The sequence below is a fragment of the Methylobacterium sp. E-066 genome, from assembly GCF_022829635.1.
In the GTDB taxonomy this organism is placed as follows: domain Bacteria; phylum Pseudomonadota; class Alphaproteobacteria; order Rhizobiales; family Beijerinckiaceae; genus Methylobacterium.
Window position 1 is genome coordinate 212,928 of sequence record NZ_JAKSYO010000183.1, and the last position, 16,017, is coordinate 228,944.

General features: G+C 65.3%; 34 protein-coding genes. 13 read left to right on the top strand and 21 right to left on the bottom strand.

Features of this window, described 5'->3' with window-relative positions:
- Positions 1–20 precede the first annotated feature (20 nt).
- A complete protein-coding gene (locus tag MKL20_RS27030) occupies positions 21–344 on the top strand; it encodes a hypothetical protein (RefSeq protein ID WP_244039233.1) in 324 nt (107 codons plus the stop codon).
- 71 nt (positions 345–415) lie between these two features.
- On the opposite strand, the gene MKL20_RS27035 is transcribed toward MKL20_RS27030, so the two are convergent.
- The 15 genes from MKL20_RS27035 to MKL20_RS27105 are packed head-to-tail and all read right to left on the bottom strand — an operon-like array spanning position 416 to position 5,459.
- Positions 416–643, bottom strand: a complete 228-nt coding sequence (locus MKL20_RS27035; RefSeq protein ID WP_244039234.1) for a hypothetical protein — start codon at positions 641–643, stop codon at positions 416–418.
- Positions 643–963, bottom strand: a complete 321-nt coding sequence (locus MKL20_RS27040; RefSeq protein WP_244039235.1) for a hypothetical protein — start codon at positions 961–963, stop codon at positions 643–645. The genes MKL20_RS27035 and MKL20_RS27040 overlap by 1 nt, the downstream gene beginning before the upstream one ends.
- On the bottom strand, positions 960–1,313 hold the full coding sequence (locus MKL20_RS27045; protein ID WP_244039236.1) for a hypothetical protein: 354 nt from the start codon (positions 1,311–1,313) through the stop codon (positions 960–962). The genes MKL20_RS27040 and MKL20_RS27045 overlap by 4 nt, the downstream gene beginning before the upstream one ends.
- On the bottom strand, positions 1,310–1,501 hold the full coding sequence (locus MKL20_RS27050; RefSeq protein ID WP_244039237.1) for a hypothetical protein: 192 nt from the start codon (positions 1,499–1,501) through the stop codon (positions 1,310–1,312). Before MKL20_RS27050 ends, MKL20_RS27045 begins: the two co-directional genes overlap by 4 nt.
- Positions 1,498–1,824, bottom strand: coding sequence for a helix-turn-helix domain-containing protein (locus MKL20_RS27055; RefSeq protein ID WP_244039238.1), 327 nt, complete (start codon positions 1,822–1,824; stop codon positions 1,498–1,500). Before MKL20_RS27055 ends, MKL20_RS27050 begins: the two co-directional genes overlap by 4 nt.
- Entirely contained in the window at positions 1,824–2,324 is a 501-nt protein-coding gene (locus MKL20_RS27060; RefSeq protein ID WP_244039239.1) for a hypothetical protein, read from the bottom strand. Before MKL20_RS27060 ends, MKL20_RS27055 begins: the two co-directional genes overlap by 1 nt.
- A complete protein-coding gene (locus MKL20_RS27065) occupies positions 2,321–2,743 on the bottom strand; it encodes a hypothetical protein (protein WP_244039240.1) in 423 nt (140 codons plus the stop codon). Before MKL20_RS27065 ends, MKL20_RS27060 begins: the two co-directional genes overlap by 4 nt.
- Positions 2,740–3,180: a hypothetical protein gene (locus tag MKL20_RS27070; protein ID WP_244039241.1), complete on the bottom strand. Its 441-nt coding sequence runs from the start codon at positions 3,178–3,180 to the stop codon at positions 2,740–2,742. The genes MKL20_RS27065 and MKL20_RS27070 overlap by 4 nt, the downstream gene beginning before the upstream one ends.
- On the bottom strand, positions 3,177–3,458 hold the full coding sequence (locus tag MKL20_RS27075) for a hypothetical protein (RefSeq protein ID WP_244039242.1): 282 nt from the start codon (positions 3,456–3,458) through the stop codon (positions 3,177–3,179). Before MKL20_RS27075 ends, MKL20_RS27070 begins: the two co-directional genes overlap by 4 nt.
- Before the next feature lies 1 nt (position 3,459).
- Positions 3,460–3,834 carry a hypothetical protein gene (locus tag MKL20_RS27080; protein WP_244039243.1) on the bottom strand — a complete coding sequence of 125 codons (375 nt, stop codon included), beginning with the start codon at positions 3,832–3,834 and terminating at the stop codon, positions 3,460–3,462.
- A gap of 1 nt (position 3,835) precedes the next feature.
- Complete coding sequence (locus tag MKL20_RS27085; protein ID WP_244039244.1) at positions 3,836–4,066, bottom strand: hypothetical protein; 231 nt, start codon at positions 4,064–4,066, stop codon at positions 3,836–3,838.
- On the bottom strand, positions 4,063–4,605 hold the full coding sequence (locus MKL20_RS27090; protein WP_244039245.1) for a hypothetical protein: 543 nt from the start codon (positions 4,603–4,605) through the stop codon (positions 4,063–4,065). The genes MKL20_RS27085 and MKL20_RS27090 overlap by 4 nt, the downstream gene beginning before the upstream one ends.
- Complete coding sequence (locus tag MKL20_RS27095) at positions 4,605–5,021, bottom strand: HNH endonuclease (RefSeq protein WP_244039246.1); 417 nt, start codon at positions 5,019–5,021, stop codon at positions 4,605–4,607. The genes MKL20_RS27090 and MKL20_RS27095 overlap by 1 nt, the downstream gene beginning before the upstream one ends.
- The gene (locus tag MKL20_RS27100; protein WP_244039247.1) at positions 5,021–5,296 is read right to left on the bottom strand and encodes a hypothetical protein; all 276 of its coding nucleotides are present in this window, start codon (positions 5,294–5,296) and stop codon (positions 5,021–5,023) included. Before MKL20_RS27100 ends, MKL20_RS27095 begins: the two co-directional genes overlap by 1 nt.
- A 1-nt stretch (position 5,297) precedes the next feature.
- Positions 5,298–5,459 carry a hypothetical protein gene (locus MKL20_RS27105; protein ID WP_244039248.1) on the bottom strand — a complete coding sequence of 54 codons (162 nt, stop codon included), beginning with the start codon at positions 5,457–5,459 and terminating at the stop codon, positions 5,298–5,300.
- Positions 5,460–5,639: 180 nt separating this feature from the next.
- Here MKL20_RS27105 and MKL20_RS27110 point away from each other — a divergent pair, with 180 nt between their 5' ends.
- Entirely contained in the window at positions 5,640–5,906 is a 267-nt protein-coding gene (locus MKL20_RS27110) for a hypothetical protein (protein WP_244039249.1), read from the top strand.
- Here the strand turns inward: MKL20_RS27110 and MKL20_RS27115 are convergent.
- From MKL20_RS27115 to MKL20_RS27140, 6 genes are all read right to left on the bottom strand, one after another.
- Positions 5,891–6,322: a very short patch repair endonuclease gene (locus tag MKL20_RS27115; protein ID WP_409568205.1), complete on the bottom strand. Its 432-nt coding sequence runs from the start codon at positions 6,320–6,322 to the stop codon at positions 5,891–5,893. The two genes, MKL20_RS27110 and MKL20_RS27115, sit on opposite strands and share 16 nt — an antisense overlap.
- Position 6,323: 1 nt before the next feature.
- Positions 6,324–7,433 carry a DNA cytosine methyltransferase gene (locus tag MKL20_RS27120; protein ID WP_244039251.1) on the bottom strand — a complete coding sequence of 370 codons (1,110 nt, stop codon included), beginning with the start codon at positions 7,431–7,433 and terminating at the stop codon, positions 6,324–6,326.
- 33 nt (positions 7,434–7,466) lie between these two features.
- A complete protein-coding gene (locus MKL20_RS27125; RefSeq protein ID WP_244039252.1) occupies positions 7,467–8,414 on the bottom strand; it encodes an O-methyltransferase in 948 nt (315 codons plus the stop codon).
- A gap of 1 nt (position 8,415) precedes the next feature.
- Entirely contained in the window at positions 8,416–9,741 is a 1,326-nt protein-coding gene (locus tag MKL20_RS27130) for an ATP-binding protein (RefSeq protein ID WP_244039253.1), read from the bottom strand.
- A gap of 150 nt (positions 9,742–9,891) precedes the next feature.
- A complete protein-coding gene (locus MKL20_RS27135) occupies positions 9,892–10,290 on the bottom strand; it encodes a hypothetical protein (RefSeq protein ID WP_244039254.1) in 399 nt (132 codons plus the stop codon).
- 119 nt (positions 10,291–10,409) lie between these two features.
- On the bottom strand, positions 10,410–11,288 hold the full coding sequence (locus tag MKL20_RS27140) for an XRE family transcriptional regulator (RefSeq protein ID WP_313902755.1): 879 nt from the start codon (positions 11,286–11,288) through the stop codon (positions 10,410–10,412).
- On the opposite strand from MKL20_RS27140, the gene MKL20_RS27145 reads away from it, so the two are divergent.
- The 11 genes from MKL20_RS27145 (at position 11,287) to MKL20_RS27195 (ending at position 15,972) form a co-directional block, all read left to right on the top strand.
- On the top strand, positions 11,287–11,529 hold the full coding sequence (locus MKL20_RS27145) for a helix-turn-helix domain-containing protein (RefSeq protein ID WP_244039256.1): 243 nt from the start codon (positions 11,287–11,289) through the stop codon (positions 11,527–11,529). The two genes, MKL20_RS27140 and MKL20_RS27145, sit on opposite strands and share 2 nt — an antisense overlap.
- The gene (locus tag MKL20_RS27150; protein WP_244039257.1) at positions 11,526–11,858 is read left to right on the top strand and encodes a hypothetical protein; all 333 of its coding nucleotides are present in this window, start codon (positions 11,526–11,528) and stop codon (positions 11,856–11,858) included. The genes MKL20_RS27145 and MKL20_RS27150 overlap by 4 nt, the downstream gene beginning before the upstream one ends.
- 137 nt (positions 11,859–11,995) lie before the next feature.
- Positions 11,996–12,310, top strand: a complete 315-nt coding sequence (locus tag MKL20_RS27155) for a hypothetical protein (RefSeq protein ID WP_244039258.1) — start codon at positions 11,996–11,998, stop codon at positions 12,308–12,310.
- Positions 12,307–12,744 carry a hypothetical protein gene (locus MKL20_RS27160; protein ID WP_244039259.1) on the top strand — a complete coding sequence of 146 codons (438 nt, stop codon included), beginning with the start codon at positions 12,307–12,309 and terminating at the stop codon, positions 12,742–12,744. The genes MKL20_RS27155 and MKL20_RS27160 overlap by 4 nt, the downstream gene beginning before the upstream one ends.
- The gene (locus MKL20_RS27165) at positions 12,741–12,938 is read left to right on the top strand and encodes a hypothetical protein (RefSeq protein WP_244039260.1); all 198 of its coding nucleotides are present in this window, start codon (positions 12,741–12,743) and stop codon (positions 12,936–12,938) included. The genes MKL20_RS27160 and MKL20_RS27165 overlap by 4 nt, the downstream gene beginning before the upstream one ends.
- A gap of 7 nt (positions 12,939–12,945) precedes the next feature.
- Positions 12,946–13,833 carry a TAXI family TRAP transporter solute-binding subunit gene (locus MKL20_RS27170; RefSeq protein ID WP_244039261.1) on the top strand — a complete coding sequence of 296 codons (888 nt, stop codon included), beginning with the start codon at positions 12,946–12,948 and terminating at the stop codon, positions 13,831–13,833.
- A gap of 4 nt (positions 13,834–13,837) precedes the next feature.
- On the top strand, positions 13,838–14,038 hold the full coding sequence (locus MKL20_RS27175) for a hypothetical protein (protein WP_244039262.1): 201 nt from the start codon (positions 13,838–13,840) through the stop codon (positions 14,036–14,038).
- Positions 14,038–14,304 carry a hypothetical protein gene (locus tag MKL20_RS27180; RefSeq protein WP_244039263.1) on the top strand — a complete coding sequence of 89 codons (267 nt, stop codon included), beginning with the start codon at positions 14,038–14,040 and terminating at the stop codon, positions 14,302–14,304. The genes MKL20_RS27175 and MKL20_RS27180 overlap by 1 nt, the downstream gene beginning before the upstream one ends.
- A 65-nt stretch (positions 14,305–14,369) precedes the next feature.
- Positions 14,370–15,278 (top strand): MT-A70 family methyltransferase, encoded by a 909-nt coding sequence (locus MKL20_RS27185; protein ID WP_244039264.1) that lies wholly within the window; start codon positions 14,370–14,372, stop codon positions 15,276–15,278.
- On the top strand, positions 15,275–15,439 hold the full coding sequence (locus MKL20_RS27190) for a hypothetical protein (protein WP_244039265.1): 165 nt from the start codon (positions 15,275–15,277) through the stop codon (positions 15,437–15,439). Before MKL20_RS27185 ends, MKL20_RS27190 begins: the two co-directional genes overlap by 4 nt.
- Complete coding sequence (locus MKL20_RS27195; RefSeq protein WP_244039266.1) at positions 15,436–15,972, top strand: hypothetical protein; 537 nt, start codon at positions 15,436–15,438, stop codon at positions 15,970–15,972. Before MKL20_RS27190 ends, MKL20_RS27195 begins: the two co-directional genes overlap by 4 nt.
- The last annotated feature ends 45 nt before the right edge of the window (positions 15,973–16,017 follow it).

Sequence of the window (16,017 nt, forward strand, 5' to 3'; positions counted from 1 at the left end):
GAATTTAGGAGCGCACACTGATGATCACGGAACGCCCTGACGACGTTGCAAGCTGTGGTGAGGCAACCACTGCCGCGGCGCAGGAGGCGAATGGCGTGGCGTTTCTTCTCGCCAGCGCAGCCTTCCTGACGCTCGCCGGGGCTCATCTGCGTCTTGAGGGATCGGACGGTCTCGCCCTGATGGACGCAATCGAGGATCAAATCACGGAAGCGCTGGACAGTTTCGCCGCTGAGCACTCGAACGACGTGGCACGCCCCGACATCGTTCGGCATGCGATGCGCAAGGTTCGCGTCTTGCTCGACGCCGGACGGTCGATGGCCCCTGAAGGACGTGTCCTTCAGTGACGCGATCTGCGTGCCGGTGTCAGTCGCCGCCTTGATCATCTCGCGCGTCAGGATGCTTGACCCGGTCACACTCACCGCTCCTTCCGCTCGACCCGGAACGAGAAGGTCTTCGCAGTGTCGTCCGCGCCCATGAGCAGGACGAACGCGCCCGTGCCGTCGACCTCTTCGACGGGCATCTCCAGGGATCCGCCGAGGCGGTTGACCAGGGCGATGATCAGCTGGCTCTTCATCGCCTCGATGCGCTGCTGCGCCTGGTAGTCCAGGTCGGCGATGTCGTAGGGGCGCTTCTTCCCAGCCATCAACGCTGCTCCTCGGTGGGCTTCACGGTCAGCACCACGTTGCAGCCGACGGCTGTCTTCAGCTGCTCGGCGAACTGCTCGATGCGGGCGGCGATCGCGCCGGGCTGGCCCGGATCCGGGACCGTGATCTCGGCCGACAGCTGCGGGATGTTCCACAGCGCCTTCGGGAGCCGGACCTCGACGCGCATGGCGCGCTCGTCAGGCGATAGGCGCGGCGACTCGCGATTGAGGCGGACGTTCCCGTCTTGGCTGAAGGTCAGCCAGAGCGAGTAGATGACTTCGGTCGGGGTGGACCGGTGGTGCTTGCTCGACGCGCTCATGCCGCCTGCCCGCTGGTAGCTTCGGTCGGCCGCACGCCGCGCTCGGCCAGGAGCTCCAGGTCCGGGATCATCTCCGGCACGATCTCGGCGCGGGCGTACGTCCAGCCGGGCAGGCAGGCGTGCCGGTAGTAGCCACGGCGCCCGTTGACCCGGATGAAACCGGGCAGGTTGGTCCAGGTCTCCCACCATTCTCCGCGACGGGGCCGGGGCAGATCGGCGTGCACGACGTGGCGCTCGACCATGGTGGAGGGATCGGCGATGGCGGCGCGCAGCGCACGGGCGGCGATCGCTGCGGCAGCGCGCTCGCGCATGGTCGGGGGCGGGAGGGGCTTGCTGGCGCGAGCCGTCATCCGATCCGCCTCTCGGCCTCACGGGCCGCAGCCCTGGCGTTGTCGTTGGCCGCCCCTTCTGCCGCTGCCTTCCGCGCGATCGCCCGGTTCAGCATCTCGTCCAGCCAGGGGATGAGGATGATCGCGACGACGATCGACAGGACGAGGAGCGCCATGGCGAGGGCGAGGGGCGCAGAGCGGCCGGTCATCGCGCCGCCTCCTGCGCGAGGCGGATGCGCTCGGCCGGCGCGATGCCGGCACGGATCAGCTTCGTGACGTAGGGGCGGGTCCCGACCGGATAGAGGCGCCGGCGCTCGGCGCGGGCCTGGTGGTTGGCTTCGACGATCGCCGCGTGCTCCGGCAGATCGCTGACCCACTTGGAAACGGCGGCCGTCGTCACGCCGAGCTCGGCCGCGATCGCGTCCAAACTCGCGCCGATCTCCAGGCGCATGGCCCGGGCGCGCTCTCGCAGTACGGCGTAGGGCACGCCGGAGACCGGGTGCCGACGTTGGTCGCACGCGGGCCAGCCCATCAGGCTTGCCCCATCCGCGCCGGCGCCGCCGAGCGCGTGACGAAGCGGTCGAGATCCGCCCGGCCGAAGGCATCCCGAAGGAAGCTGGAGATGCCGATCATCAGCGCGGTGGCCTCGGCCGCGGCTGCGGTGCGATCGCCGGCCATGAACGACATCGCGTGCGCCAGGACGGCATTGCCAAGAGCGGCCGCGATGGCCTCCCGGATCTCTCCGCCGGCAACTCCGTGGTCGAGCATGTCGGCGACGCCCAGCAGGATCGCTTCCTGGGCGTCGATCCCCATGTGCAGCATCATCGCTGCGACGTCGCCGGGATCGCGGGGCGGGAGATCCCGGCGCGCGGCGTCGAGGGCGGCCGTCAGGACCTGGCGGTGGGGTGTGAGCGCCGCAGCTGCAGGCTTGGTGGCCCCCATCGGCGCCAGGAAGGTGTCGACGGGGACATTCAGCGTCGCCGCGATCTGGGTCAGGAGCTCGGCGGAGCGGGATGCGGTGGCGCTTATCACAAGCTGCCTCCTGGCGCACGGGTGATGTCGGCACGACGCGCCTCGCTCGCGATCCCGAGATCGGACAGCACGGCGTCCAAGCGCTGCAGGCGCTCCCAAACGCCGCCGCGGAGCGGAGAGCGGGCCAGCCGGTTCGCCTGCAGCAGATGGATGAGCGCGTCGGCCGCGGCCGCCATCGCAATCTCACAGGGCTCCGCCGGGTCCGAAGGTCCGTACGTCGGCAGGAGCACCAGGCGGCACGCGGCGCCGGGTCGGCCGCGATCCTGGGTCCGAGGCGGCAAGCCGACGGTCCCGTTGAAGGCCGCCAGTTCCTCGACGGGCAGCGTCACCGTGCAGGTGGCGCGCCCGCCCGCGAAGTCGGCGACGGTGTTCTCTAGCTCGCCAATGAAGGCGTGGTTCAGCACGGCGGGATGGGTCACGCGGAGGTCTCCGGGGCGGGATCGGCGGACAGGGCCGGGAGCGCCGCAGCGATCGCCGCCGCCAAGGCCTCGGCCGGTGCCGAGGCGCAGCGGCGGGCGAGCGTGCGATTGCCGGAGGCCGCGAGCGCGATGTCGACGGCGCCGTCGCCGGGCATCCAGGCGGTGATGACGACGGCATCGGCGCCGAGGTCGAGGCGCAGGGCCTGGGCGTCGGCGCCGTTGAGCGGGCCGGTCTGACGCGGGGTCGGAGGCGCGGCGGCCCGGGCGGCGTCGACCGCCTGGAGGATCCGGCGGGCCATGGTTACGGCGTCGTCGAAGCGCTCGGGTTCGGTGGCGGCGAGATCGGCGGCCGCGAGGTCCCGTCCGGCCATTTCGGAGAGGAAGGCGATGGCGCCAGCGCGCACGTCCTCCTCGAGGAGATCGATGGCGTTGCTCACGAGATCACTCCCACGGGGACGGGGTCGTAGGCGGGCAGCTCGGCGTGGTGGACGAGGGCGACGCCGGGGGCGGCATGGGCGAGCACGGCGCCCGACACGTGCAGGTCGAGGCCCGCGATGCGGCGGCGGAAGGCGTCTCCGACCGGATTGCCGGCGCGTAGCAGGTAGCCAGCGTTGGGGAGGCGATCGAGCCAATCCACGACGTAGACGGTAGCCCCGGTCTGGGCGTCGGGGACGACGCGGCGACCAGCGAGCGGATGCTCCTTGGCGTGGGGCATGTCAGGCGGCCTCCGACCGGGCTTCATGGCGGGCAAGGGTCGCCAACCGGGCACGGACCGAGTTGGGCCGACGGCCGATGATGTGGCCGATCTCGCTGTCGCCCCTGCCCTCCTCCGCTAGGGCGAGGAGCTGGGCATCCTCTTCGGCGGAGTAGCGACGGACCGGGCGGCCGTTGCGCAGAACGACCTCGGGCCCGGCGGCGTGGGACTGGAGCGGCCGGGAACCCGGGCGATCGGCGCCGAGCCGCAGACACGTCCAATAGGCGGTCGACTCCGAGCAGCCGAACGCTAGCGCGATCTGGCCGTAGGTGCGGCCCTTCTCGCGCATCTCGGCCATCTGCTCGTGCTGCTCGGGAGTGAAGCGGCGACCTGGCATGTCAGGCGCCTCCCGCTTTGCGGCGAGCAACGACAGCCCGCGGCGTGAACACCACGGGCAGATGCTCGTCGCACCAGGAGCCGTACTTGTTCGCGTCGGTCATCACGGTCGGGCGGCCGCAGAAGCGGTGCTCGCCCCGGACGAGCGCGCCCGGGTACCGGCACTGGCAGAAGCCGAGCTGGTCCAGGCGGTAGGTGCCGAAGTCGGGCTGGCGCTGGGCGGGGGCGCTCATACGACGGCTCCCGCAGAAGCGGGCGAGCGCACCGTGATCGCCGCGATCGCGTCTGCATCCCAGATACAGCCCGAGGCGCAATCCCAGCCGTAGTACCAGAGACCGCCGTCGAGCCGGCGGTCGTACCGATAGGGCGCGATGACGATGCCCTGGTAAGCCTCGGCGACCGCCTTCCAGTCGATGTAGTAGTGGTAGCCGGGCGGCGCGGTGCGCTCGCTGCGACCGTACTGGCCGGCAAAAGCGTCGAAGTCTTCGACAGTGGCGAGCAGCAGGATCCGCGCGTCGGGCGCGAGGTGTACGTCATGGATGACGCGAAGCCGATGGGCCCAACTGTCCGAAGACTCGATGTAGTCAGGCCAGCTGACGCTCCCGGCGTCGATCGACACCCAGAGGCCGAGCGGCTTGAAATGGGGCCGCGGGTTCTGCCCGACGGAGTAGACGTGCGGGGTTGCCCGGTCGCTGTAGTGCGTCAGCGCCGGGATCGAGGCGATCGGCGCATGGGCCAGCGGCAAGCCGCCGAACATCGGGGCGGCCGCCATCAGAGATCCCTCACGTCGATCGAGCCGCGACGGGACAGGCAAGCGCCGGTGGCGCGGTCGTACCGATTGCCGTCCATGCCGCGCCGAACGGGGCTGAAGCGGCCGCAGGCCATCGGCTTGCGGGGCGCGCGCAGACCCTTGTGGGCCTGGAAGAGGCGGCGGTTGTCGGCGATGGCGCCCTGATCGGCGGCCGTCTTGGGTCTGTCGCAGTCGCGGCAGATCACCTGGCAATTCTCGAGCGTGGCGCGGCCGCCAAGCGCATCGGGCAGGATGTGATCGAAGACGTAGAAGCCGGCGCGCAGCTCGCAGCCACAGCGCTCCCCATTCGGGAGCACGCCCTCGCAGCGCTCGCCAGCGCGATCCCACGCCTGACCCCGGACCTTGCCGGAGAAGTTGGTGCGCTGCCGGGCGGGCATCAGAACGCCCCCACGGCACGCCGCGTCCGAACGACCGGCGCAGACCGCCGATCAAGATCCCGCAGCGCCACCGCCGCCGTCCGGAGATCCGCGAACACCGGATCCACCAGGACCTCGTCGACGTGGATGCAGACGATCTCCGTCCCGCCCGGGCCGTTGAGCGCGGCGCAGTAGAAGCCCTCGCCGAAAGCCGGGCCTAGGATCGCGCCGGAGACGAGGGCGCCGTTCGGGAGCGGGCGGCCGATGCGGGTGCCGCGGGGGAGCGGGGCGGCCATGTCAGTGGGCTCCCTGCGACACGCGCCGGGCGACCCGCACGCGGTCGATCAGGGCGGCGACCGCGAAGGGCCCCAGGCCGACCAACAGAGCCGACAGGAGGGTGCCGGCGATCTGAGCGGTCGCCGAGGCGTGCTGGAGGTGGTCGAGGTAGGCGGTGAGCATCAGGGCCTCCGACGGCTTTGATGACCCATCCTCCCCAAAACGGGGAACTCAGTCAACCCCATTTCGGGGAATTTGCGCTACCGGTCTATCCACACTCATCCACAGGCGTCGCAGAGCGTTCTTGCTTTGTTCTTAATACCGCGTTTCGATGGCTCTAACGAAGTCCTGAGGAACGCCTTAATGGCCTTGAAGCCAATCGTCGCCCACGGTGTGCAGTTGTTCGTTCTATTGAAGGGTAAACTAGCTCAAGGCCGCTACGTCGAGTGCAATGGAGCAGCGGAGGCATGCAAGGTGGCCGAGGAAAAAGTTCGGATCGGCCGGGCGATCGGCGCGGCCGCCTTCACCCGCACGGTGTTAGATCCGGACTACGACGATGGCGGAGAGCCAGTCACGCTGGCGATCTTCGGGACGGTGCCGGCGGGGGTGGCGGATCAGCTGCCGTTTTGAATACCGGGCGCCCCGAGAAAATCCTGCAGTGTCGCCGCGAGCCGCTCCCTATCCCGCGTCTGGCATTCCCAGATTTCCAGAACATCCCAGCCAGCAGCCATCAGCCGGACCCCATTGCGCAGGTCACGCTCGACGTTACGGTCGAACTTGGCTTGCCAGAAATCCACGCGGGTGGAAGGCGTCGACGCCTTGCGGCAGCCGGGATGCCGGTGCCAGAAACAGCCGTGGACGAAGATCACCTTGCTCCGTGATGAGAAGACGAGGTCTGGGCTGCCGGGCAGATCCTTGCGACACAAGCGGAAGCGGTAGCCCAGCGCATGGGCAAGGCGTCGCACCGCCATCTCCGGGGTTGTGTTGCGCCCCTTCACCGCCGCCATCAGGCGGGAGCGAGCCTCCGTTGTTAACCGGTCAACCACGTTACTCCGCAGCCAACGGCACTGCTTCAGCGCGCAGGCGGATAGCCTTGAGCACACGCTCGGCGATAATCGGTGAGACACTATTCCCAATCATGCGGAAGCTGTGCCACGCGGTCGGGTGAAATTGAAAGCGGTCTGGGAAGCCTTGGAGGCGAGCCGCTTCGCGCACGGTGATCACGCGTGGCTCTGATGGATGAAGCGGTCGGACCGCCTGAAACGATCCTCGATCTGGCCCGGTACCGGCACGCAAGGTCGGACATTGCTTATTCCAGTCGAGGCGGATGTGGCGGCCGATCCGATCTCTTCCGCCGGGCGGCACTGCTGCAAAACGCTCAACGATTGCGGGAGCGTGGGGAACACGTCGGTGCCCGGTGAAAAGTCGGCGTGTGCCTCTAAGGCGTCGGGCGTAGAGAGAGGGTGGGACGTGCGATGAATAGCGCCACCAATCGAACCCGTTGAAACAGACGCCGTCAGTCACGGCATCCTGCAAATCTCCGATCGCGTCGAGGACATTTGCCGGCGGCCTGCCAAAAGCTCTGACGTCGTCGATTGAAAAGGGATCCATAAACTGGTGATCGTACCCAACCACAAAAACCCGCGGTCGCGTCGTTGCTGCGCCGAAAGCGGCGGCGTCAAGCTTCGTGGGGCCCAAAAGAGTGTATTGCTCACGAACCCGAGCAAGGGCCGCTTCTAATTCAGAGCGGTTCTTCTCAAAGACCAAACCGCGGACGTTCTCCATCAAAAAGAACCGCGGCCGGACCTCCGAGACCAATCGAAAGAAATGCCCAAGCAACGCGCGCCGTGGGTCGTCCGGCGCCGCCAAACCAATTTCGCTAAACCCCTGGCAGGGCGGGCCGCCTATGATTCCATCAATGGAGCCACCGGCATAACGGAGAAGGTCGGAACCCGACAAAGTTGCGACGTCAGCCTGGAGCAGATGTGCTCTAGGGAAATTCGCTTCATAGGAACTCGTTAACACGCCATCTCTGTCAACAGATAGGGCAACTTCCATTCCGGCCATGTGAGCGCCGAGGCTTAGGCCGCCGCAGCCGCAAAATAAATCTACGACACGCATTTGCTTAGGGCGTTCCGAAGTCGGGAGCTTGGGCATACCATCCCTCGGCAAACCTGTCGATCGCCGACATTACGATATCACCTGCATAAATGACGGATATCGTGTATAATGATCACAAAATGCGGCAATCTGTTTGTCATCAAGATCGAAACCGAGGCTCTGTATATCCCTGCGTGGTATTGCTGCGCCTAATGGCAGAAGGCTCTGCATAGCAGAGGCTTCTTTAATAGAGAGGGGCGGAACTTCAATGAGGTTTGGTGCTCGCCCCGGCCAAGTTCTATGTTGCGACAATGTCGCCAAGTGTTGCTGAACAACTTGATTTGCAATTGCTCCGCCAACGGTAAGCATCGGGGTCCCATCCCTGTAGGCAACATCAAAACAGGGCACAAACGTCAGTGGTCGTCCGGCCGCAACGACGCTAGCCTGAGCATAATTCGTCAGAGTCCGACTCGTTGTCTTTATGTAACTTTCTTGATCAAACTGGGCTCTGCCAGCGTCGTGCGCTACGGATGTACCAAATGTCCTACGTAGGTTGTCTTCGCGCTGGCGTGGAGAATTTCCTAAATATTTTGGTCCAACGTTTACCGTCAAAAGCAAAATTGAATTTGCGGGTGCCCGGCTGGCTATAAAATCGATGTCGTCTCTGACGGTGTCATCAGGCCCATAATCGTAATCCAGCCACGCGATCCAAGGCCGCCCTGGATACCAATTTTCATTCAATATTTTTGGCAGGACCACACTCGAGTGCCCTTCCTCAACGCGTATGGTTCTAAAGGGGCTATTGAACCTCGCACGGCTGACGCCAATCGGATTGCTTTCAATAGAAAGCATATTCTGAATACCAAGCTGCTTATGGGCTATAATAAAATCAGTGAACCATATCGATCCAAATCCGATATAGACGTGCTCGTTCAAAGGAAGGTATTTAGAAGCAACGCCAAGACTGTCGAATATAATCGACCTCTGAATGGCCTTGTTCGTTCTTATGCTATAGTTGACCGTATCGAAGCTTGGCATACTAGGATACCATTTCTTTTTCTGCGAATTCGAACGACTGTATGCCCACATCTTTTGCGGTCATGCCGGCATATCCAAATGCTTCGGCAAGTTTTTTTATTCTGCTTTCCTCCATTCGATATGCGATATTACGCTCTTTGATGACTCGCCCCTCGGGCAGTGTAGGCAACGTAAAATTTTTACCGATATTTGAGCGAAATGCATAGCTAGCCGTGGCAGCATTTTCCAATCTACGCGCTTCGTCGATCGAGATTTTTCGCGCGTTTGTATACTCTATCCACTTTCTCGTCATGGGCTTTGCTTCGACTAGTGCTTGACGATAGATCTTGGAGCTTTGGTCGACGCGTCTTTTTGTGGTGGTTAAAGGTAGATTGACTGCATTGTTTGACGAGAAGAAGAGGATGCCGAGAAAGCCGGCATATTGCGGATGCCATCTAGGAACGCCATTCACACCCCATCCGGTTTCTTCTGACTTATCTGCCGCAACAACGACTCTATCGTTGCACAATACATACCAGCCGTATCTATTTTCGTAAGGATCTTGGTCGGATGGTTCGTTCCCCTCTGTGGGCTTGGCTGCCATTCCTGCCAGTATCTCTACAGTGACACCGTCAATATCCAGAGTTTCCCGGACCGGGGAAATGCCCTCGCCTTCTAGAAATTGAAGATTTGACGCCGTCAAAACATCGCCATTCAATTTCACTGATAAGCCAAAATTGATGAAGCGGGAATAATCGCGCTTTATAGTCATCGCTAGCTCATTCAGAAAAGCTGGGTTTCCAAACTCGTCCGATATGCCGCTATATAAATCTTTGACAAATATTGAGAGACCGGGGCTGGGCATAGTTTCATCGGCCTCAAGGTCGAAATCCCAGTCTTTGCTTTCCCGTGTGGCCCAAGTGTCGACGTCGATCACGGCTTTGAATGACGGGTCGCCTTCGTGCGTACTGCGAATGAGAATACGCTTGCCAAGTTTGAACATGGCTCGCTTCATCCCAATTCCATACACACCAATCGTAAATGGGTCGGCCTCGTCATCATCACGTCGCCCAAACGTGAAGGCGTAATCAGTCGCGTCGCTAAGTGAAAGCCCACCGCAATTATCTTTTATCTGAAATTCATCTTTACTTATACTTATTTCGATGCTGTAGGGCTTATAATCTGGTGTGGCATCCAAGCTGGGAGCTGTAAATGCACTTTTTGTTCGTGCGGCATCTATCGAGTTGTCGATCAAATCCAGTATGCAGTCGGATAAATTTATGTCGCGGGTTATCATGTGCACAAAAAACGCTTTGGTCGGATTGGCCTTAGCTTTAGCGATCGCCATTTTACATCCACCACAATTCGCCGATATGCATTTTGATTAGAGCGAAGTTGACTTGCGTCGCTCGCTCCCTCTCAAATCCGAATAACTTCGCTTCCATTTGCCTAAGCAGCTTGCCCTGAGCTCTTTCGGGATTGGAGACGACGGGATGGGTCATGACGCCGGCTGCACCTCGCAGGTGAGCGTTTCGGGCCAGGTGTAGAAAGCGAAGGCGATCGCCTGGTCCGTCACCTCGTGATCCTTTCGCGCGGGGCCGATCAGCGACGCGGTGAACTTGCCGACCTTCGCCGCAGGCCAGTCCGGCCGCAGCGCCGCCACCAGCGCACGGCAAGTCTGCTCGAACACCCTTCGCGTCGTGGCATCCCGCAGATCGAAGTGGGACCAGCGGCTGACGATCATGGTCGAGGCGGATTGCGAGCCGATCGTGTTGGCTGTCAGCGAGAGCTGCTGGCCGAGCTCCCAAACGCACGTGCCTTTCAGATACTTCGGCTCGCCGCAGGTACCGGCGCCCCAGTCCACGCGCTCGCCGATCCGTGCGGAGCCTGCGGTCACGCGCGGCCCCACCTCCACGGCCGGGATCCCGACGTCCCATGCGAACGCTGGGGCCGCACAGAAGAGGGCGAACGCGGACGCTCCAACCTGCGTCGACCGTCGTAATCCCGTGCTAGGCATCACGGCCGCCTCCACCGTTGCACCTGCCGAACCGCGCTGGTGACGAAGGCGACGATTTCAGCCTCGATCCCGCCGCCCTCCTCCTCCAGGAAGAACTCCAGCGGCGTGAGCCCCTTCGGGATGATGATCGGCTTCTGCCAGCGCTCGTGATCCGAGTCGGGCCAGAGCTCGACGTGCGTCTCCGTCCGCAGGTACCGCTTGGCCGTGCGTTGGCGCAGCAGGCCTGCGTTGCGGCGCAGCTCGACGATGACCAGGTCGCCGTCCTTCGGCCGGTAGCGGGTCGGGATGGCGGTGACGCAGACCAACACATCGCCGTCCACCGCGAAGCGATTGATCGACTCGCCCCTCACGAGCAGCCCGTACTGATGCTCGGCGGGCCAGCGTGGGTCGGGGCGAACCGGAACCGGGTCGAAGGCCGGCTCATCCACAAAGTCGTCGATCTCTAGCCAACGACCGGCGGCCACTTCGCCGATGACAGGTAGGAGATCCGCTCCGCTTTCGGCAGTGGCTACTCGGGCGCGTTCAAGAAGTGCATCCTCGAACGACGGCGACGGATCCGAAGTAGCGCCTCCCAACTCCCCCATGATGTCGGCGGGCTGAACCTTGAAGATCTCGGCGGCCTTGGCGATGCGCTCAGCTTTTAGGCCTCGGTCGCCGTCTTCGATCTTGATGTAGCCGCCCTTAGACAGGCCAAACGCGACCGCGGCCTGCTCCTGCGTCATGCCGGATGCCTCACGGAGGCGTTTCAGATTGTTCCGCGGCCGAACGTCTTTCCCCATAGCGGGGACAATCGCCGATCCTCGATTTTTCGTCGCTCCCCAAGTTGGGACAGACTCCGCTTGACGTGCATCCCCGTTTCGGGGAATTAACTGGGGCATGCGGTTGCTCGACTACATGCGCGAAAAGGGGATCGACGACGATGCGTTCGCCGAACGCCTCGGCGAGTGCAGCGCGCACGCCGTGAAGAAGTGGAAGTACGGCGAGCGCGAGCCGGACGCCCCGACGATCGTTCGCATCCAAGAAGCGACCGGCGGCGAGGTCGGGCTGCGAGACTGGGCCGAGCAATCCAGCGAGCGCAGGGCCAAGCGCTTCGCCCCCGCCGCTCCGGAGGCTGCATGACCGCCTCCCGCAACTGCTGCCCCTACTGCGGCAGCCCAACCACCACGGCCGGCCACCACATCCCGTCGCCGTCGGCGTTCCCCCTGTCCGCCGAGCAGCTCGTGCGCGGCGCCGGCTTCATCCTCGGCCTCTGGCATATCCGGACGAAGCTCCCGGGCGAGCAGGTCCCGTCGGCCGAGCAGCTGACGTTGAACCTCGCCGCAGCCGTGGGCGTGGCCCTGCCCACGCACCAGCACCAGGTCGCCATCTTGCCAAACGGCAAGAAGGTTCAGACGACCTTGGCGCCGCCGCGCGCGATCCCAACGCCCGGCATTCCGGAGGACGCGTAGATGTTGCGCGTTCACCGGCCCCTCCCCCTTTCGGCCGGCACGTTCTGTGCTGTCCGTACCCCTGCCCCTGGTGGGCGTTTCCTCCCTTGCACTTGGCCGGGGCCTGCGGGCTCCGGCCCCTTTGCGGGAGGCGTCTGATGTCGGCGGGCCTCGCAGCCATCGGCTTCGTCCTCGGCGCCCTGGATCTCGGCTGGGCCGTCTTGCTGGTGGTGCAGATCGCCACCGGGACCGCGTCCGCCTGGCTCGCTTGGATCGTGCCGCTGCCGATCGCGGTCGGTCTGTTCATCTGGTCGGACCTCGCCCTGCGTTGGCACGCCGACCGTAACAGCGAGAGGGCGGCCGGCATGTTGCCGACCACCCTCGCTTGTCCTCACGCGCCCAACAGCTTCCCGGCTCCGGCGCGTGATCATCTCCATCGTTCTGCCGACCTCCTCGCGAGGGACGATCGATGACCGCCTCGCTGTTTCCGACCGGACCTATCGGCCGATCAACCTCGATGCCCACAGCATCGAGGACTGCAATGGGAAAGTCTGACCGAAGCAACGGTAGGATCGCACCTTGTGACGGTAGAACTTTAGGAGAACGGGTTGCTTCGTACTTACGTAGCAAGCACCCGAAAAAGACGGCGCTCTACGTAGCCAGCGAGATCGGCGTCTCCGCTGAAACCGTGCGGAAGTGGCTCGAACTGGGCTCCGTTCCGAACGGCGCTGCGATGCTCGCCCTCATCCGGCGGTACCGGATGACCTTCGTGGACGGCGTACTCGGCGAGGACGCCGACTCATGGATTGCAGAGCTCGCCCGTCAGGAAGAGCAAGAGCGCCTGGAAGCCGAGGCCGCCGCGATCCGGAAGAAGCTTGCCTTCGTCATGAACGGAGGCGCGCGTTGAACCTCCGTTGGCATCTGCTGCGCGCCGCCGCGACGGTGCTGCGCTGGCTGTCCCTGCCGTTCCTGCTCGTCGGCTCGGTCGCGACGCCGATCCTCACGGTGGCCGCGGCCTGTGAGGACCGCGCCCGCGAATGGGACCCGCGCCTGTGGTCCCGCGGCCAGCACACCGACCTTCACCCCCCACCCGGAGCCTGAGACCCGTATGCGCGCCCAGCTCGCCGCCCTCGCCCTCGTCCTCGCCAGTTCCGCGTCCGCCTATGCGGCCGAGCCCCCGACCTTCCGCCTGTGCACTGGCTCCGAATCCGGCAACTACTTCCGGGCCGGCCATATGCTGAAGAGCAAGGCCGGTAGCCTGAAGATCGAGGTCGTCCCGACGCAAGGGTCGCTGGACAACCTCGACAAGCTGTCGGCCGGGCAGTGCGACGGCGCTTTCGTCCAGTCCGACGCCCTGCTGGTCTACAGCTCGAAGAACGCGGCCGCGCTCTCCACCATCGAGCGCGCCGGCGTGCTCTACCAGGAGCAGGTCCACCTGTTGTGCAACCGCGCCGCCGGCGTCGGGAAGATCACGGATCTGGGGAAGGCCAACACCATCGCGGTGGGCCCGGATGGCTCGGGCGGCCGCACCACCTGGGACGCATTCGCGCTCGCCGACAAGAAGCGCTTCGGGCCCGTGGGCGTCGACACCCGCTCGGGCGTGCGCGCCCTCTCGGCGGTCGCCGACGGCAGCCAGGTCCAGTGCGCGCTCTGGGTCGGGGCGCTCAACGCGTCCTTCATCAAGAACGACGCCCAGGCCCAGGGCGACCGGGTGGTGCTGGTGCGTTCCGACGACCGGGAGATGGTCGGCTCGGCCAAGGACGCCCGGGGCCAGGCGGTCTACGGCTACGGCGAGATCCCGGCCGGCACGTGGCCGCGAATCCAGCCCGGCGGCCTGGTGTTCGGCACCAAGGCGCTCGACACCATCGCGGTCGACGCCCTGTTCGTCACCGCGATCCCGTGGGTGAACGCCAACGAGCGCGCCTATGACGGCCTGCTGCGCGCCTTCACGGCCGCCAAGCCGCAGATCCAGGCCATCGCGAATCCGCAGGACTGACCCGATGGCCGCCCGCTCCCCCTCGTTCTGGCTCCTGATCGCCGTCCTGCTGGTCACGGGGATCATGGTGCACCCGAGCCTCGCCGCCGTGATCACGGTGCCGATCGACGTGGCGCTGATCGTGGCCCTGCGCTGGCAGGCGCACCGTGAGGGGCGGGCGGCAGAGAAAGCGTTGCGCGTGCCGCTGCGGCGGGGATTCATCTGATGGCCGCCCCGACGATCGACCTCGGCGTCCGCCGCGGATTCTGGCCCGCCCCGCATGTCTGCCGGAACTGCGGCAGCACCAGGCACGCCTGCCGCGGCTACCCGGGCGACGTCTGGTACTGCACGCCCTGCGTCCCGCCCGAACTGCGCCTGCCCACCGAGGCCGGCTACGTCGCGCCTGCCGCCATGCCCGAGATCCCGCCGGCCGCGATCGCCGCGCTCGCGCCGTCGGCCGCCGACCTGTTCTCCGGGTCCGCCCCGGCATGACGTCCAGGCGCGCCATGCCGCGCGCCGCCTCCACTCGTAATCCGCCACCCCTCCAGGGCTCGTTGATGCGTCGCGTCGAGAAGCTGTTCCGTCCGAGCGAGGTCTACACCATGGCCCTGTCGCTCCTGGAGCGAGAGCGGGCGGCGGCGCACGAACGGATGCTGGCGGCGGCGACCCGGGGCGGCCGCGTCAGACCGCTCAAGCCGGTCAAACCGGGGGCAAGGCCCGCGAAAATTTCGCGGGCCTTTGAGGATCGGACGTTCGATCGGATCGCGGCCCATTTCGACATCTCCGGCCGGCAGCTCGAGAAGATCCGGGACGTATGCGAAGCGGCCGAGGCCGACCCAGACCGGTTCGGACGGCTCCTCGAGGAGATGGACCGGACCGGCAAGGTCAACGGCCCGCACACCAAGCTCCTGCGCCTGCGCGACGAGATCCGGATTCTGGACCTCGCTCCCGTCGTCGGCCGCTTCCGCACCTTGGTCCTCGACCCACCCTGGCAGGAGGATAACATCTCCGAATCCTGCGGGCACGACTACGCCACCATGCCGATCGCCGAGATCGCCGCGGTGCCGGTCGAATCGTGGGCGGATGAGAACGCCCACCTCTATCTCTGGGCGACGAACAACACCCTGCAGCTGGCCTTCGGCCTGCTCGCCGGGTGGGGCTTCCAGCACAAGACGGTGCACACCTGGACGAAGCCGGACCTCGGCTTCGGCCGCTACTTCCGGAACACCACCGAGCACGTGATCTTCGCTGTGCGCGGCGAGCTGCGCACCCGCGCGGCCGGGCGTTCGACCCGCACCGACCACGACTGGCCGGTTGGGGCCAACAGCGTGAAGCCCGAGGGCTTTTACGACCTGGTGCGCGCGTGCAGCTACCCGCCCTACGGCGAGGCGTTCCAGCGGCTCGCCCGGCCCGATTTCGCGAATCTGTACGCGGCCCCGGCCGCGATGAGCGAGGCCGCCGAATGATCGCGGCCACCGTCCTCATGGCGATCGCCGCCGTCGAATCCGAAGCGCTGCACCGGCGCGTCCGGAGCGGCATCCCCGTCCCGCAGCTCGCGGTCCTGCACGTCGGCCGGTTTGCCGTCGCCGGCACGCTGCTGGCCACGATGTGGATACTCGGGCCATGAGCGGCCTGCCCGGACGCCGTCACCCGCTGCCCGATGGCGCGATGTGCGAGCAACACCCTGACCGGCCAGCCGTCGCCAACGTCCAGGGCGAGACGGACAGCTTTGGCTACGAGACGATCTTCATGTGCCAGGAATGCCTGGACGCGGATCGCGCTTACGAGGCCACCGAGGAAGCGCACACCGGCACCTGCGATTGGTGCAAGCGCGAAGCGACCGACCTCGCGTGGGCCCGGGACCACGAAGAGGGCATGAGCGGCCCGGTCTACCGGGTTTGCAAGGCGTGCAGCGATCGCGTGGCAGCTGCAGCCCGGCGCGAGATGGACGAGCACGACCTCGATTATCCCGAGGACGACGACTGGTACGATGAGCCGGACGACTGGGATGCGGCCGACGATTGCGGCCAGACCGGCGACGGCACCTGCATGAATGCAGGTTCGGAGTGGTGCGACTTCGAATGCCCGCGCCGCGATCAGCTCGGCGTAGCCGGCGAACCCCCGCCGATGCCGCCGGCATCGCCCGGACCGGACGCCTAGCGTGGCGCCCGGGAGCAGGCCGCGGAGCGGCCCCGACTCCCGCCA